Annotated in this window: 15 protein-coding genes; 4 read left to right on the forward strand and 11 right to left on the reverse strand. The window is 55.7% G+C overall.

Annotation, left to right across the window (positions count from 1 at the left end):
• Nucleotides 1-40: 40 nt before the first annotated feature.
• The 8 genes from V8J88_RS08050 to V8J88_RS08085 all read right to left on the reverse strand — a co-directional run bounded on the left by V8J88_RS08050 (nucleotide 41) and on the right by V8J88_RS08085 (nucleotide 6,034).
• A complete protein-coding gene (locus V8J88_RS08050) occupies nucleotides 41-1,042 on the reverse strand; it encodes a bifunctional riboflavin kinase/FAD synthetase (RefSeq protein WP_338848880.1) in 1,002 nt (333 codons plus the stop codon).
• A 146-nt stretch (nucleotides 1,043-1,188) separates the two neighbouring features.
• Nucleotides 1,189-1,503 (reverse strand): hypothetical protein, encoded by a 315-nt coding sequence (locus V8J88_RS08055; RefSeq protein ID WP_338848881.1) that lies wholly within the window; start codon nucleotides 1,501-1,503, stop codon nucleotides 1,189-1,191.
• Nucleotides 1,504-1,576: 73 nt separating this feature from the next.
• Nucleotides 1,577-2,146, reverse strand: coding sequence for a biopolymer transporter ExbD (locus tag V8J88_RS08060; RefSeq protein ID WP_338848882.1), 570 nt, complete (start codon nucleotides 2,144-2,146; stop codon nucleotides 1,577-1,579).
• The gene (locus tag V8J88_RS08065) at nucleotides 2,113-3,357 is read right to left on the reverse strand and encodes a hypothetical protein (RefSeq protein WP_338848883.1); all 1,245 of its coding nucleotides are present in this window, start codon (nucleotides 3,355-3,357) and stop codon (nucleotides 2,113-2,115) included. The genes V8J88_RS08060 and V8J88_RS08065 overlap by 34 nt, the downstream gene beginning before the upstream one ends.
• Nucleotides 3,358-3,429: 72 nt before the next feature.
• Nucleotides 3,430-3,867, reverse strand: coding sequence for a biopolymer transporter ExbD (locus V8J88_RS08070; protein ID WP_338848884.1), 438 nt, complete (start codon nucleotides 3,865-3,867; stop codon nucleotides 3,430-3,432).
• A gap of 59 nt (nucleotides 3,868-3,926) precedes the next feature.
• Nucleotides 3,927-4,364, reverse strand: coding sequence for a biopolymer transporter ExbD (locus tag V8J88_RS08075; RefSeq protein ID WP_338848885.1), 438 nt, complete (start codon nucleotides 4,362-4,364; stop codon nucleotides 3,927-3,929).
• Between the two features lie 4 nt (nucleotides 4,365-4,368).
• Complete coding sequence (locus V8J88_RS08080; RefSeq protein ID WP_338848886.1) at nucleotides 4,369-5,280, reverse strand: MotA/TolQ/ExbB proton channel family protein; 912 nt, start codon at nucleotides 5,278-5,280, stop codon at nucleotides 4,369-4,371.
• 85 nt (nucleotides 5,281-5,365) lie between these two features.
• Nucleotides 5,366-6,034, reverse strand: a complete 669-nt coding sequence (locus V8J88_RS08085; protein WP_338848887.1) for an energy transducer TonB — start codon at nucleotides 6,032-6,034, stop codon at nucleotides 5,366-5,368.
• Between the two features lie 554 nt (nucleotides 6,035-6,588).
• On the opposite strand from V8J88_RS08085, the gene V8J88_RS08090 reads away from it, so the two are divergent.
• Entirely contained in the window at nucleotides 6,589-7,407 is an 819-nt protein-coding gene (locus tag V8J88_RS08090) for an SDR family oxidoreductase (RefSeq protein WP_338848888.1), read from the forward strand.
• 51 nt (nucleotides 7,408-7,458) lie between these two features.
• Here V8J88_RS08090 and V8J88_RS08095 read toward each other — a convergent pair whose 3' ends face one another.
• The 3 genes from V8J88_RS08095 to V8J88_RS08105 form a co-directional block, all read right to left on the reverse strand.
• A complete protein-coding gene (locus V8J88_RS08095) occupies nucleotides 7,459-8,994 on the reverse strand; it encodes a SpoVR family protein (RefSeq protein ID WP_338848889.1) in 1,536 nt (511 codons plus the stop codon).
• A complete protein-coding gene (locus V8J88_RS08100) occupies nucleotides 8,991-10,262 on the reverse strand; it encodes a YeaH/YhbH family protein (protein ID WP_338848890.1) in 1,272 nt (423 codons plus the stop codon). The genes V8J88_RS08095 and V8J88_RS08100 overlap by 4 nt, the downstream gene beginning before the upstream one ends.
• Nucleotides 10,263-10,336: 74 nt before the next feature.
• On the reverse strand, nucleotides 10,337-12,259 hold the full coding sequence (locus tag V8J88_RS08105; protein WP_338848891.1) for a PrkA family serine protein kinase: 1,923 nt from the start codon (nucleotides 12,257-12,259) through the stop codon (nucleotides 10,337-10,339).
• Between the two features lie 424 nt (nucleotides 12,260-12,683).
• Between V8J88_RS08105 and V8J88_RS08110 the strand changes: the two genes are divergently transcribed.
• From V8J88_RS08110 to V8J88_RS08120, 3 genes are read left to right on the forward strand one after another with little or no spacing between them, the layout of a single operon-like run.
• Nucleotides 12,684-13,703, forward strand: coding sequence for an adenosine deaminase (locus V8J88_RS08110; RefSeq protein WP_338848892.1), 1,020 nt, complete (start codon nucleotides 12,684-12,686; stop codon nucleotides 13,701-13,703).
• Between the two features lie 6 nt (nucleotides 13,704-13,709).
• Nucleotides 13,710-14,417: an SOS response-associated peptidase family protein gene (locus tag V8J88_RS08115; RefSeq protein WP_338848893.1), complete on the forward strand. Its 708-nt coding sequence runs from the start codon at nucleotides 13,710-13,712 to the stop codon at nucleotides 14,415-14,417.
• An 8-nt stretch (nucleotides 14,418-14,425) separates the two neighbouring features.
• A complete protein-coding gene (locus V8J88_RS08120) occupies nucleotides 14,426-15,397 on the forward strand; it encodes a D-glycerate dehydrogenase (protein WP_338848894.1) in 972 nt (323 codons plus the stop codon).
• Nucleotides 15,398-15,425 lie beyond the last annotated feature (28 nt).

The raw sequence follows: 15,425 nt of genomic DNA on the forward strand, positions 1-15,425 counted from the left end.
TTTGGCCCGCAACGCTGTGCGGGCCGGATATGGCGCAGGATCAAATTCGATCGGTGGCGGCGGTCGGCTTGACACTCGGTTTGGCCAGATGCGCATTGCGCGCGGCAAACCAGCTGCGCGCCTGATGCGCATCCTGTTGTATGGCGGCGGTCAGTGTGGCCAGATCATTGTATTTCTGCTCATCGCGCAGCTTGTGCAAAAACTCAATGCGCACAAGGCGGCCATAACAGCTTTCATCGAAATCAAACACATGCACTTCGAGCAGGACGCGACCGGTATTGTCCACCGTGGGGCGGAATCCCAGGCTGGCGACAGCGGGCAGCGGCTGCAGGCCCAGACCATGCACTTGCACCACAAAAATGCCGGACAGGAGGGCGGGGCGTTGGTGCGCCACACGCAGATTCAAGGTGGGAAAACCCAGGCTGCGCCCCAGCTTCTGGCCGTGAATCACATGCCCGGACATGGAATAGGGATGGCCCAAGAGGCGTTGCGCCAGATTGAAATCAGCCTGCGCCAGCGCTTCGCGCACAGCCGAGGATGAGATGCGCATATTATCCAGCACCACCGTATCCATGGTGGCGAAGGTGAAACCGTACTCTTTGCCGGCTTGCGCCAGACTTTGCACATTGCCGGCGCGCCGCGCGCCATAGCAAAAATCTTCGCCTACCATGAGCCAGCGCACATGCAAACCTTCGACCAGGATTTTCCTGGTGAAGTCATGCGCCGCCAGCGAGGCGAAAGGGTGGTTGAAATGTTCGACGATGACGCGATCAATGCCAGCTTGCGCCAGACTTTGCAATTTATCGCGTAAATTGGCGATGCGGGTGGGGGCGCGTGAAGGATCTTTGCTCAACTGGGCAAAAAATTCGCGCGGATGCGGTTCAAACGTCATCACCGCCGCTTCCACCCCGAGCGTATCAGCCGCCTTGCGCACATGCGCAAGCAAGGCTTGATGGCCGCGATGCACGCCATCGAAGTTGCCGATGGTCAGCGCACAGGGTGCGCCCGCCTGGGCATTGGGGAGTCCGCGAAATACCTTCATGGATTACTTTGTATGCTGTAAGCAAAGAACTGATTATAAGGGCAAATCATCCTTGCAGCGCAGCATGTGCAGGTTTGTGTTGAACCGAGATGTGAAAAGCAGGTGTTTTTTACTGTTTTCGGAGGTGCAAACAGGCGCCGGCGGCATTACAGTGTTTGCCTCTGATGTGAAATCGTGACGCCATGAAGTTGGTTTTGCTGCAATACCTTTAGCGCATGCGCCAGATGGCGGTATTGCGCCTGCGGGTGTGTCCACAGCAGGACGCTGACTGTGCTTTGACGCTGATCAATCCGTTTCAGCAAGCTTTGCCATGCTGGCAGGCTGATCGCTTGCTCATCCCATACCAGCGCGCCATCAGCCATGATGTGTAATGTATGCATCTCGTCGGGGATGGTGGCGCAGGTGTAGCCATCGTCATGTTCAATGATATGTTCCGGTCTGGGCAGGCAGAATACGAGCATGCAAATGATCCCCAGCATGACGCCTGACAGAGCGCCAAGCTCAATTGCCGGCTTAAGCGGCGCTGCATCATGTTCACTGCATTCGGAATACATTTTTTTTACCATGCCGATGGTCATAGGCAGATGGGCTGAACAGCCCAATGTTTTGCACGCCACTGGCTTGTGCAATCGCCAGCACCTTCGCCAAAGACTGGTAGTGTGCCAGATCATTGATTCTGATATGCAATTCGTGCGCAGGGTTGCGGCGCACGGCTCGCCCGATGAGCTGCTGGAGCTGCCCGGCTTGGATGATTTCACCATTCCAATACAGGACATCATCGAAGTCGATATTCAGCGCATGTATTTCTGGATCGGGATTGTCAGATACCGTGCAAAAAAAGTACTGGTAAAGCGCAGTGTGATGCTGTTGTCTGGGCAATTCAGTGAGCAGCAGGCAGAGCAGGGCCAGTAAAACAGCGGTCAGACTGCTTAAATCGATTTTGGCGGATGGCAGTGTGGTGCAATCTTGGGACATAGCGCGAATGGATGTGCGTGGAGGCGCATGCCAGTTTGCCATACTCGCAATAAAAAAGGGTGGCTTGCGCCACCCTTTTTGTATATGGGCATGCTTTATTTCATCGGACGTGAAATGATGCTGACCCAATAACGCGCCAGATCGGCGGAGCCATCCGCACCTTGCACGGTTTTTAAGATTTGCACAGCTTTTTGCGACTTGCCGGCTTCTTTATACGCCAGACCCAGGTGCAGTTTCAGGTCTTCCGGGAACTTGGCGCCGCCCATGCTGACAGCTTGTTCCATCAGCGCCAAACCTTTGTCCGCCTGACCCATGGTGACGTAGTTGTAACCGACATCCGCCAAGGCGCGCGCGTCTTTGTTCTTGATCGCTTCGCTTTCAGCAGCAGCGATGCCGGCCTTCATTTCTTCCACTTTCTTGCCGGCCAGATCAAGCAGGCGCTTTTGACGCTCAGCTTCCTTGCCTTCGCCCAACACTTTGCTGGCGAAGCCCTGATCGATGTACTTCTTGCCTTCGATCGCATACTTGGCTTGCAAGGCCAATTGTGTCAATTCCATATAGGCGGCAGCGTCAGTCACCTGACCCAGAGCGTGTTTCATACGGAATACATCAAATTGATGACGGCTGGCGAAACCGGTTTTTTGCGGCAAACGGTTCATCAAATCCAGCCAGTATTCCTTCTTCGGGTGATAAGTGGCCAGTTTTTCCATTGCCGCCACATACGCGGTTTTGTCGGTTTGCTTGCTGGCGCAATTGGCCACCAATTGCAATTGACCTTCAGACGGCGTCTGGCCGGCCTTTTCCGCCGCCTTGATCGCGGCATTCGCGTCCTTGGTGGCGTTGGCGCAGTCATTGGTCTGGAAATACGCTTGCGTCAGCATATCCTGCATGGCGCGGCTGTTACCGCCTTCTTTTTGATAGCGGTTGATCCAGGTAATGGCTTTGCCATAATTGCGTGCGCGGAAATGCAGATTGGCGATCACTTCGATGTATTTCAATTGATCGCCAGCCGGCAGACGGCCAGAATTCAACACCGCCTCATAAGAACGCAGCGCCAATTCATTGTCGCCCAATTGCTGCGCCAGCGAGGCGCGCATCTGGTCGATCACAAAGGATTCATAGCCGCTCTTGCCGCCGACGGCGTCAGCGTCACGCACTTTGGCCAAGGCTTCCTTGTACTTGCCTTTTTTCATCAGATCGCCGGCTTCCTTGAGCGGCTTGGCCACATCCGGGCGCATCGCTTCGGCGGCATATGCGGATGAAACAAGCCCGCTCATGGGGGGCAGGGTGAAACTTACTGCGGCCAAAGCCAGGCCAAGCGCTAGTCGAAACTGTGACATGGTGCTCTCTTTTTGCAAACTGGACGAAAAAATGGCAGGTGAGAACCTGCCAGCAAAGGATTGTAAAACAGATTATTGATTGATGAACTGCTCGTTGCCGACCATGCCGATCTTGCTCACGCCCAGACGCTGGGCCGAAGCCATCACGCCTGCAACATGCTTGTACTCGGCCAGTTTGTTCGGACGCACATGCACTTCAGGTTGATTCGTTTCGCGCGCAGCTTCGAGGAATTTGCCTTCGAGTTCAGCGCGGGTCACGGTCACATTATTCCAGGAGATCGTGCCGTCGAAATCAATATCCACCGTATGCACCACCGGCTCAACTATAGGCGGTGGTGTATTGACATTATTGACCGGCATATTCAAGTTCACCGAGTGATTTTGCACCGGGATCGTGACAATCAACATGATGATCAGCACCAGCATCACGTCGATCAGCGGGGTCATATTGACTTCCATCATCGGTTCCGGGTCAGCGCTCTTACTGCCGCCCCCAACATTCATACCCATGATTGTTTCCTTTTTACTTGATTCGCAAGCTGGCCGCAGCTTGCGCTGCGGCCAGGACATCAGCGAGTGCCGCCGCTGGGGGCCGGTTCAGTAATGAAACCGACCTTGGCGATACCGGCGCGCTGTGCTGTCAGGATGGCTTTACCCACAGCTTCATATTTCGTGGTTTGGTCACCACGGATATGCACCTCGGGTTGCGGCACTTTCACCGCTTCCACCTTCAGCTTGTCGAACAGCGCATTAGTGTCCGGCACCAGACGTTGGTTCCAGTACATCTGACCATCCTTATCAATCGTCAGATTGATGTTTTGCGGATTGGTCTTCAGCGCCTGGTTCTTTTCATCCGGCAATTGCACTTTTACAGTCTTCAACACGACCGGGCTAGTGATCAGGAAGATGATCAGCAGCACCAGCATGATATCCACCAGTGGCGTCGTGTTGATTTCCGACATCACCTGGTCTTCATCTCCGTCTGCGGAGCCGACTGACATACTCATGGGATTAACCCTTCTTGGCAGCGCGGGCGGCTTCGCTGGTGCTCATTGCGCCGGAGATCAGCACGGAGTGCACGTCAGCGGAGAAAGAGCGCACATCTTCCATTGCGGTTTTGTTACGACGCACCAGCCAGTTGTAACCCAACACCGCCGGAACTGCAACGAACAGACCGAAAGCGGTCATGATCAGCGCTTCACCCACCGGACCTGCAACCTTGTCGATCGAAGCTTGACCGGAGGCGCCGATCTTGGTCAGTGCGCCATAAATACCCCACACCGTACCGAACAGACCAACGAACGGAGCGGTCGAACCCACGGTAGCCAGGAAAGACAGGCCATCTTGCAGACGGCTTTGCACTTTTTCCACTGCGCGCTGGATCGACATGGTGACCCAGGTGCTCAGGTCGATTTGCTCCAGCAAAGCGCCTTCATGGTGTTGCGAAGCCTTAAGGCCGGTGTCGGCGATGAAGTGGAAGGGGCTGCCCACTTCCAGTTGTGCGGCGCCGTCTTTGATGGAAGCGGACTTCCAGAACTTTTGACGCACTTCACGGGCTTGACGTGCAACTTTCATCTGGTCCAGCAGTTTGGACACGATGATGAACCAGGAACCCAGCGACATCAGGGACAGAATGATAACGGTGGATTTGGCAACCCAGTCGCCTTCATTCCACACAGCTTCCGGGCCGTAGGGGTTGTGAATCACTTCTTTCGCGGTTTCGCCGGCGGCCGGGGCGGATGCTGCCGGAGCGGAGGCGGCCGGAGCCGGCGCTGCAGCTGCGGCGTCAGGGGCAGGAGCTGCAGCGGATGCAGCCGGCGCTTCAGCAGATGCCGACTGGGCAAGCGCGGGAGCGGCAAACAGCGTGGCTGCGCTCAGTGCGGCTGCCGCCAGGATCGCGGAAAGACGGGAATGATTGAACATGTTTCCTCCAAAATTTTAATAGAACAACTGCTTGAATGTGTCAGGATTTTGTATCAGGACTGGCTATTTTGCCAAACCTCTGATGTTAATCCAATTTCCATTGATACTCGACGGTGGCCCAGGCTTCGACCGGCTTGCCATCTTGCGTGCCGGCGCGGAACTTGTTGCACTCCATCAGCTTGTCTTTTGCTGCGCGATCCAGATCACGGTTGCCGCTCGTTTTTTCGATGCGTGCTTCCCTCACCCGGTTGTCGGCGCCCACCAGGAACGCAATTCGCACAGTGCCTTCAGCGCCTTCGCGTGCTGCTTTGGCCGGATATTCCGGCTTTTCGCAATCACTTACGCTCAGGTGCGCCGGCGTCTTGGCTGGCGGCGCCGGTTTGGCGGCTGGCTCAGTGCCGGTTGGCGACGGTGTTGCACGGGGCAGCTCGCTGCTGGTCGGTTTGACTGCAGTGGTCTGCGAAATCGTGGGCTGCGGCGGCGGCGGTGTATTCACGACCACTTCCGGCGGCGGAATGAACGGCGGTGGCGGCGCTTTCACTTCCGGCGGCGGCGGCGGTGGCGGCAGCTCCTTCGGTGGCGGCGGTTTCACTTCCTCGATGATCTTGGTTTCTACCGGTTTCTTGATGACATCAATCACCTTCGTCGCCAAGCCTGTGACCACAGCGTAACCCACGAATCCATGCAAGGCGACGATGGCGGCAAAGCCAACCATTTTTTTGGTAGGATTTTCGTGCTTATCGCTGAAATCCATGTCTACCTCCTTCCAAACAATTACATTTTCATGCTTGTTAACCCCACTCCATCTCAAGGTGATTTACCTGTCAAATCCGGGACATCGGCGAATTATACATACGATTTTCCATTTGACCAGACAATTTTTAGCAGGGGGAATTGCCAAAATTGCACGGAGATCGTGGTACTTGGACAGACGTTCAAAGAAGATGCTTCCGTTGTTTTTGTTGTAAGCCATATAAAATTCGGCATGTTTTGCCGCTTGTGCAGTTTCCATCAGGATACTTTGCTGTTATTGTCAGCGCGCCGAAGATTCTATGGCGAGCGCATGCTCGCTTTTGTGCGAAAATCGGACTTTGCATACCAGTTTTGGCCTGGAAAATTTTCAGACTGGACAAAATTTTTTCAGTAACTTCTCATATGAGACCAATTGAAGACCAGTCGACCGGCAGTTTGATGCGCTGCAACAAATTGTTTGTTGGTGCAATTTTCTGAAATACTCCGGCCACAAAATGCTGCAAACTGTGAGAATCGGTAACTTCTGATTCTTCAAACACTTTTGGAGTCAAGCAGATGAAAAAGAATCCCGGGCGCAGCAAGCGCCATATCCAGCCCGCCTGTCTGATCACGGGCGCATCCGGCGGCATCGGATTGGCCTTGGCGCATCAGGCCGCCGCTGCCGGGCGCAATCTGGCGCTGGTGGCGCGCAGCGAGGCGCGTTTGCAGGAAATCGCCGCTGAACTGCACAGCAGGTATGGGGTGCAGACCTGGGTTGTGGCGCTGGATCTGGCCCAGCCCGGCGCGCCGCAGCAGCTGGCCCGCGCCCTGGAGCGGCTGGGGGTGGAGGTGGAGATATTGCTGAATAATGCGGGCGTGCTGGAGCAGGGCGCTTTTATCGAGATATCGCCAGAACGGCATCAGCAGATCATTGATTTGAATATCTCTGCCTTGACGGCAATGCTGGGGGTATTTCTGCCCGGCATGCTGGCGCGCAAAACCGGCAAAATTATGAATGTGGCCTCGATTGCCGCTTTTCAACCGGTGGTCGGGCTGGCCTGTTATGCCGCCAGCAAAGCCTATGTGCTGTCCTTGAGCGAGGCGCTGGCGGAAGAATGCAGAGGCAGCGGCGTGACGGTGACGGCGCTGTGCCCCGGCATCACAGATACTGGCATGATGCAATATGCGCAGGGCAAAAATCAGCAATTGCGGATTCCGGCGGCAGTGATTGCGGATCCGGACACCGTGGCGCGTCAGGCCTGGGCGGCGCTGGAGGCGGGACAGGCGGTGATCACACCGGGTTTATTGAATCAGGCCGCTGTGCTGGCCTCGCGCGCCACGCCGAAATGGCTGGTGCGGCGCATCTCCGGCCTGCTCGGGCGTTCGGCAATCTGATGAAACGCGCCGGGGCAGGCAACTTCACCGGCGCCATATTCAGACTGGATATCAGAAGCGGTTGCGTTTCTCGCGCCGGCATTCTTTCACATCCAATACCTTGCCATGCGGATCGACGGTTTCCAGGCGCACATCAAAGCCCCATAATCTGGCCACATGGCGCAAGACTTCTTCGGTTTGATTGTTTAAAGGACGGCGCTGATATTGATTGTGGCGCAAAGTCAGGGCCCGATCATCGCGCGTGTTGACCGACCAGACCTGAATATTCGGCTCACGGTTGCCCAGATTATATTGCTCGGCCAACTGGCGGCGCAGATAACGATAACCGGACTCATCATGAATCGCGGAGATGTACAGCTTATCGTTACGGTCATCATCCAGCACAGAAAAGAAATGAAAATCGCGGATCAGCTTGGGGGATAAGAATTGCGCAATGAAGCTTTCATCCTTGTAGTTGCGCATGGCAAAGTCCAGCGATTTGAGCCAGTCGCTGCCGGCCAGATCCGGGAACCATTCGCGATCCTCCTCAGTCGGGTGCTCACAGATGCGGCGGATATCGCTCATCATCGCAAAGCCCAGCGCATAGGGATTGATGCCTGAATAATAGGGACTGTCTATCCCCGGCTGATAGATGACATTGGTATGGCTTTTCAAAAATTCCAGCATGAAGCCATCGCCGACGATGCCTTCATCATAGAGCTGATTGAGAATGGTGTAGTGCCAGAAGGTGGCCCAGCCCTCATTCATCACCTGGGTCTGGCGTTGCGGATAAAAATATTGCGAGATCTTGCGCACAATACGCACGATTTCACGCTCCCACGGTTCGAGCAGGGGCGCGTATTTTTCAATAAAGTACAGCAGGTTTTCTTGCGGCTCAGGCGGGAAGCGCTGCTCCACCTCATCCACATGTTGCAAGGGTTTGCGCGGCAGGGTGCGCCATAAATCATTGACTTGCGACTGCTGATATTCTTCGCGCTCTTTCTGGCGTTGGGTTTCCTGCGCCAGACTTAGTTTGGCCGGACGTTTGTAACGATCCACGCCATAGTTTTGCAGCGCGTGACAGGAATCGAGCAATAATTCGACCGCCTCGAAACCATGGCGGCGCTCGCACTCAGCCACATAATTCTTGGCAAACAGCATGTAATCAATGATGGCGTCAGCGTCAGTCCAGGTGCGGAACAGATAATTGCCCTTGAAAAAGGAATTATGTCCATAGGCCGCATGGGCGATCACCAGCGCCTGCATGGTCAGGCTGTTTTCTTCCATCAGATAAGCGATGCAAGGATTGGAGTTGATCACAATCTCATATGCCAAGCCCATCTGGCCGCGCCGATAGCTTTTCTCGGTGGACAGAAAATGCTTGCCGAAAGACCAATGTTGATAAGTGACAGGCATGCCGACCGAGGCATACGCATCCATCATCTGTTCGGCGGTGATGATTTCCAGCTGATTCGGATAGGTGTCGAGTTTGAAATGCTCGGCCACTCGGCGGATTTCCTCATGCGCCTGCTCGATCAACTCGAAAGTCCATTCCGACTGCTCAGGCAGGCGGCGACCGGGGGCGGCGGGGGGCGTGATCTTCCTCATTTTGGCTGCTTTTTAAACAGTTCGCGGAACACAGGATAGATATCAGCCGGTTTTTCGATTTTTTGCATCGCGAAGTGCGCATGATGGGCCGGGATCTGGCTGTATTGTTCCCACAGATTTTGCGGCGGGCCATCGGTGATTTCCACATAGGTGAAATATTGCACCGAAGGCATGATGGTATTGATCATCAATTGCTTGCACAGCACAGAGTCGTTATCCCAATTATCGCCATCCGAGGCTTGCGCCACATAGGCGTTCCAATCACTGCTGGAATAACGTTCGGCAATCACCTTGATCAGCAAGTGCAGGGCGGAAGAAACCACGGTGCCGCCCGATTCGCGCGAGTGGAAAAACTCATGTTCATCGACTTCCGCCGCCGCCGTGTGATGGCGGATGAAAACGACTTCGATTTTTTCATACGCGCGCGTCAAAAACAGATAGAGCAGAATGAAAAAGCGCTTGGCCGTGTCTTTCTTTGACTCATCCATAGAGCCGGACACGTCCATGATGCAAAACATCACCGCCTGGGTCATCGGCTTGGGTACTTTGATGCGGTTGGTGTAGCGCAGATCGAAGGGGTCAATGAAAGGGATCGCCAGCAAGCGCGTATGCAAGGCGTGAATTTCCTTTTTCAGCTCAAGCACCCGCTCATCTTCTTCGCTGACGCCCTGTTCCAGTAATTGCGCCAACTGGCTCTCGGCTTCGCGCAAACGGCGTTTGCTCGGCCCGCCGACGGCGATGCGGCGGCCGAGCGCGCCGCGCAAAGAGCGCAAAACGTGAATATTCGAGGGAGTGCCGGAAATATTGTAGCCGGCGCGCTGATTCTTCAAGTCCGTGGTGGCGGCCAACTGGGTTTTCACCAGATTGGGCAACTCCAGATCCTCAAAGAAATAGTTCATGAACTCTTCACGCGAGAGTTCAAAAATGAAATCGTCTTCGCTCGTGCCTTCGCTGTTGTCGGCCTTGCCCTTGCCTTTACCGCCGCCGCCGCCTTTCGGGCGCGGCACGCGGTCGCCTTTGATGTATTCCTTATTGCCGGGGTTGACGCTTTCCCACACCCCGCCATGGGTATGGCCAAAACTCGGTTCTCCCACATCCTTGGCGGGGATCGACACTTTCTCGCCCGTCTCCATCTCCTTGATGGAGCGGCCTTTGATCGCGCGCGTCACCGCGTCCTTGATCTGCGCCTTGTAGCGCTTCAAAAAGCGCTCACGGTTGATCGCAGACTTGTTCTTGCTCTGCAAGCGACGGTCAATTAAATAAGTCAAGACTCTCTCCATGTCTGCCTGGCGTCACTGGCCAACGCCAATTTCCGGGCGGCTATGCCGCCCGGCGCAAGTCATCAGGACGATTTTCTGACCCGCAGATACCATTCACACAACAGGCGCACTTGCTTGGTGGTGTAGCCTTTTTTCTTCATGCGCTCCACAAAGTCGGCGTGCTTGCTGGCGTCTTCGGCGCTGGCTTTGGCGTTGAAGGAAATCACCGGCAGCAATTCCTCAGTGTTGGAGAACATCTTCTTCTCGATCACCGTGCGGAATTTCTCATAACTGGTCCAGTTCGGATTCTTGCCGGCGTTTTGCGCCCGGGCGCGCAGGCAGAAATTGACGATTTCGTTACGGAAATCCTTGGGATTGGAAATCCCGGCCGGTTTTTCGATTTTCTCCAGCTCATTATTCAACGCATCGCGGTTAAAGCTCTCGCCGGTGTCCGGGTCGCGGTATTCCTGATCCTGAATCCAGAAATCGGCGAAGGTCACATAACGGTCGAAAATGTTTTGCCCATACTCGGAATAGCTCTCAAGGTAGGCAGTCTGGATTTCCTTGCCGATGAATTCGACATAGCGTTGCGCCAGATGCTCTTTGATGAACGCCAGATATTTGGCCTCGGTTTCCGGCGGGAATTGCTCACGCTCGACTTGCTGCTCCAGCACATACAGCAGATGCACCGGATTGGCTGCGACTTCAGTGGTGTCGAAGTTGAACACTTTCGACAAAATCTTGAAGGCGAAGCGGGTCGATAAGCCATTCATACCCTCATCCACCCCGGCGTAATCCATATATTCATGGATGGATTTGGCCTTGGGGTCGGTGTCTTTCAGGTTTTCCCCGTCATACACCTGCATTTTTGAGAACAGGCTGGAGTTTTCCGGCTCTTTCAAGCGTGACAGCACAGCAAACTGCGCCATCATCTTCAGCGTGCCCGGGGCGCATGGCGCTTGCGAGAGTGAGGAATTGCGCAGAAGCTTGTCATAAATCTTGACTTCATCGCCCACCCGCAGGCAGTACGGCACTTTGACGATGTAGATACGGTCAAGAAAAGCTTCGTTATTGCGATTGTTTTTAAACGACTTCCATTCCGACTCATTCGAGTGGGCCAGAATCACGCCTTCAAACGGAATTGCGCCAAAGCCCTCGGTGCCTTTGTAATTGCCTTCCTGGGTCGCCGTCAGCAAGGGGTGCAAGACCTTGATCGGCGCCTTGAACATTTCGACAAATTCCATCAAGCCCTGATTGGCCAGACACAGGCCGCCGGAATAGCTGTAAGCATCCGGGTCATCCTGGGCATACTCTTCCAGCTTGCGGATATCGACCTTGCCCACCAGCGAGGAAATATCCTGATTGTTTTCATCGCCCGGCTCAGTCTTGGAAATGCCGATTTGCTTGAGCACGGAGGGATAGCGTTTGACCACCCGGAAGCGGTTGATATCGCCATTGAATTCATGCAAACGCTTCACCGCCCATGGGCTGGGGATGGTGCGCAGATAGCGGCGCGGGATGCCGAAATCCTCTTCCAGAATAGGCCCATCCTCATCTTCATTAAACAGGCCCAGCGGCGACTCATTCACCGGCGAGCCTTTGAGACAGTAAAACGGCACATGCTCCATGAGGAGCTTGAGTTTTTCCGCAATGGAGGATTTGCCGCCGCCCACCGGCCCCAACAGATACAGAATCTGTTTGCGCTCTTCCAGGCCTTGCGCGGCATGGCGGAAATACGACACCACCTGCTCAATCACTTCCTCCATGCCGTAAAACTCACGGAAGGCCGGATAGATTTTGATGACTTTATTGGAAAAAATGCGGGAGAGGCGGGGATCGTGCCGGGTATCGACAATTTCCGGTTCCCCGATCGCCGCCAGCATGCGTTCTGCTGCGCTGGCGTAGGTGAGTTTGTCACGCCGGCACATCTCCAGATATTCCTGCATCGAGTATTCTTCTTCCCGGGTGCGTTCATACCGTGCCGCGTAGTTTTCAAAAATGCTCATATACTTGTCCTTTGAAGTGAAGCCAAGTTCTGGCGCCGCCGTCACGCTGTGCGCAACGATCCTGCAAGCATTCTTTTTGTTTTCCGCCTGATTGCATCTTGAACCCGGCGCGCCGTGCTGGCAAGGCTTTTCTGCCGCCAGTGCGGCAGCCGTCTCATACCGGCAACTTGGCGCAGACATGTCCCGATGACAGCTTGCGTTTGACTTCACTATATACCTTTTGCGCTTTCTCCGTGCGTGATCTGTGTTGCGTGAACAGATTTTTCATTGTGCAATGCGCAATCTTTCATCCGCGATGCGCAAACCTGCACGCACTGTGCGCACAAGCGCAAATGATGTCAAAATAACCGCCCCCCGCATGCTTGCGTTATGCTTTACCGATCGCGCAAGTCATGGCTTTTGCCAGCAACACAAAGGAATTCAAATGAGCGTCCCCAGCCAAATGCAAGATATCCTCTGCCGCATGCCCAAGGCAGAGCTGCACATTCATATTGAAGGTTCGCTCGAACCGGAACGTATTTTCGCGCTGGCCCGGCGCAATGGCGTCACGCTGCCGTATGCTGATGTGGAAAGCCTGCGCCGCGCCTACGCCTTCACCGATTTGCAATCTTTCCTCGATATTTATTATGCCGGCGCCAGCGTTTTGCTGACTGAGCAGGATTTTTACGACATGACGCGCGATTACCTGGAACGCGCGCTGGCCGATAATGTGCGCCACACCGAAATCTTTTTTGATCCGCAAACCCATACTGCACGCGGCGTGCCGTTTGGCGTGGTGATTGATGGCATTTTGCGCGCCTGCCAGGACATGCAAGGGCAGATTTCCAGCAGCCTGATCATGTGCTTTTTGCGGCATTTGAGTGAAGAAGACGCCTTTCTCACCTTGGATGCCGCTATGCCGCATCTGGCAAAAATCATCGGCGTCGGACTTGATTCATCAGAACGCGGCCACCCGCCGGAAAAATTCGCGCGCGTGTTCGCCCGCTGCCGTGAGCTGGGCTTGCGCATCGTCGCCCACGCCGGCGAAGAAGGCCCGCCGGAATACATCCGCAATGCGCTGGATATTTTGCATGCCGAGCGCATCGACCATGGCGTGCGTTGCCTGGAAGACGCCGAACTTACTGCAAGATTGGCGCGGGAGCAGATCCCGCTCACGGTCTGCCCGCTGTCGAATCTGAAATTATGCGTGGTCAAGGATATGGCGCAGCATAATTTGCCGCAATTGCTCGACGCCGGGCTGTTGGCCATGGTCAACTCAGATGACCCGGCGTATTTCGGCGGCTATCTGAACCAAAACTTCCTGGCGCTGTTTGCCGCTTTGCCGCTGGAAATCAGGCATGCGCAGGTATTGGCGCGCAACAGTTTCGCCGCCAGCTTTTTGCCGGCGGCGCGCAAACAAGCTTTGCTCGACGAAGTGGATGCTTTTTTCGCCAAGATCGCCTGATACATCATGTGCGCAAATTTTCAGGCCAGCCGCTTAGTCCGTCTGGCGGAATGGATGGAAGCCATGGGCTGGGCCGATCCGCCTGACGATGGCGCATATTTGGCTGATATTTACCCCGGCGACGCGGCCCCGGTCTTGGCCGGCGAACCATTCGGGCGCCGCGAGCCGGTGTGGCGCTTTGCCGATTTTGGCATGGCCCCGGACTGGGCCAAGCCTGAGATTGTGCGCCACACCTACAATGCGCGCAGTGAAACCGTGGCGCAAAAACCGAGTTTTCGCCAAGCCTGGCGCAAACGCCAATTCGGCCTGGTGTTCGCCGATGCTTTTTTCGAGCCGCGCTACACAGATCAGGGCATTGAGCGCTGCAGAATTGAAGCGGCGGATGGCCAGCCGCTGGCCCTGGCCGCGCTGTGGGATTACGCGCCCAGCCGGCGCCAGCATTCATTTACCCTGTTGACGGTCAACGCCGACCAGCATGCCGTGATGCAGCAATTTCATGCGCCGCAGGATGAAAAGCGCATGCCGCTGTTATTGCCGCAAGATGCCTGGCAAGACTGGCTGCAGGCCAGCCCGCAGCAAGCGCAAGACATGTTGCAAACCGCATTTGACTGGCCTGTGATGCAAGTCTGCGTACAGCCGCGCGCGGCGCGCCGCAAACCGGCCCAAGCCGACGCCGCAGCCCCCGATTTGCCCCAACAAGCCTCACTGTTTTAGGACGCCCCATGTCACAACCTCCCCGCCTGTTTTTTACGCGCGCCTGTTTTCCTGAAATCGCCAATTATTTGCGCAGCGCATTTGAGGTGACAGAAAACCCGGCAGACCGCATCCTGAGTCGCGCCGAATTGGCCGCCAGACTGGATGAATACGATGCCGTGTTCGCCATGCCTTCTGACCAGTTCGACGCAGAACTTTTACAACAGTCCAAGCGCTTGCGCATGCTGGGCTTGATGGCGGTCGGTTTTAATAATGTCGATCTGGCAGCGGCCAATGCGCGCCGCATCATGGTCAGCAACACGCCGGATGTCTTGACCGAAACCACCGCCGACTTTGGCTTTGCGCTCTTGCTGGCGGCCGCGCGCCATGTGACGCGCGCAGAACACTGGCTGCGCGCCGGCAAATGGCAACGCTGGGCGTATGATGGTTTTTTAGGGATGGACGTGCATCACAGCACCCTGGGCATTATCGGCATGGGACGCATAGGCCAGGCCTTGGCGCGCCGCGCCGCCGGCTTTTCCATGCGCGTGGTGTACTGCAACCGGCGTCGCCTGGCGCCGCAGGTGGAGCAGGCCTGCGGCGCCAGCTATCTCAGTCAGGCCGAATTGCTGGCGCAAGCCGATCACCTCATTTTGACGGTGCCGTATGAGGCGCAAACCCGGCACTTGATCGGTGCGGCGGAACTGGCGCAAATGAAGCCCGGCGCCGTCCTGGTGAATCTGGCGCGCGGCGGCGTGGTGGATGACGCCGCGCTGGCGCAAGCGCTGCAAAGCGGCCATCTCGGCGCCGCCGGCCTGGATGTGTTTGAAAACGAGCCGGCCTTGCATCCGGCCTTGTTGGAATTGGAGAATGTGGTGCTGACACCGCATATCGCCAGCGCTTCAAACGCCACCCGGCGCGCCATGGCCAAGCGTGCGGCGGATAATCTTTTGGCCATGGCGCAAGGGCGGCCGCTGGATTGGGTCAATCCCTGGGAATGATGCAGCGCGCCGATTTTGCGCGATAATG

The sequence above is a fragment of the Massilia sp. W12 genome (assembly GCF_037300705.1).
Lineage (GTDB): Bacteria > Pseudomonadota > Gammaproteobacteria > Burkholderiales > Burkholderiaceae_D > JACPVY01.

Coding starts and splice junctions, on each gene's coding strand:
- V8J88_RS08050 (WP_338848880.1), bottom strand. CDS start 1,042: ATGAAGGTATTTCGCGGACTCCCCAATGCCCAGGCGGGCGCACCCTGT.
- V8J88_RS08055 (WP_338848881.1), bottom strand. CDS start 1,503: ATGCTCGTATTCTGCCTGCCCAGACCGGAACATATCATTGAACATGAC.
- V8J88_RS08065 (WP_338848883.1), bottom strand. CDS start 3,357: ATGTCACAGTTTCGACTAGCGCTTGGCCTGGCTTTGGCCGCAGTAAGT.
- V8J88_RS08070 (WP_338848884.1), bottom strand. CDS start 3,867: ATGGGTATGAATGTTGGGGGCGGCAGTAAGAGCGCTGACCCGGAACCG.
- V8J88_RS08075 (WP_338848885.1), bottom strand. CDS start 4,364: ATGAGTATGTCAGTCGGCTCCGCAGACGGAGATGAAGACCAGGTGATG.
- V8J88_RS08080 (WP_338848886.1), bottom strand. CDS start 5,280: ATGTTCAATCATTCCCGTCTTTCCGCGATCCTGGCGGCAGCCGCACTG.
- V8J88_RS08085 (WP_338848887.1), bottom strand. CDS start 6,034: ATGGATTTCAGCGATAAGCACGAAAATCCTACCAAAAAAATGGTTGGC.
- V8J88_RS08090 (WP_338848888.1), top strand. CDS start 6,589: ATGAAAAAGAATCCCGGGCGCAGCAAGCGCCATATCCAGCCCGCCTGT.
- V8J88_RS08095 (WP_338848889.1), bottom strand. CDS start 8,994: ATGAGGAAGATCACGCCCCCCGCCGCCCCCGGTCGCCGCCTGCCTGAG.
- V8J88_RS08105 (WP_338848891.1), bottom strand. CDS start 12,259: ATGAGCATTTTTGAAAACTACGCGGCACGGTATGAACGCACCCGGGAA.
- V8J88_RS08110 (WP_338848892.1), top strand. CDS start 12,684: ATGAGCGTCCCCAGCCAAATGCAAGATATCCTCTGCCGCATGCCCAAG.
- V8J88_RS08115 (WP_338848893.1), top strand. CDS start 13,710: ATGTGCGCAAATTTTCAGGCCAGCCGCTTAGTCCGTCTGGCGGAATGG.
- V8J88_RS08120 (WP_338848894.1), top strand. CDS start 14,426: ATGTCACAACCTCCCCGCCTGTTTTTTACGCGCGCCTGTTTTCCTGAA.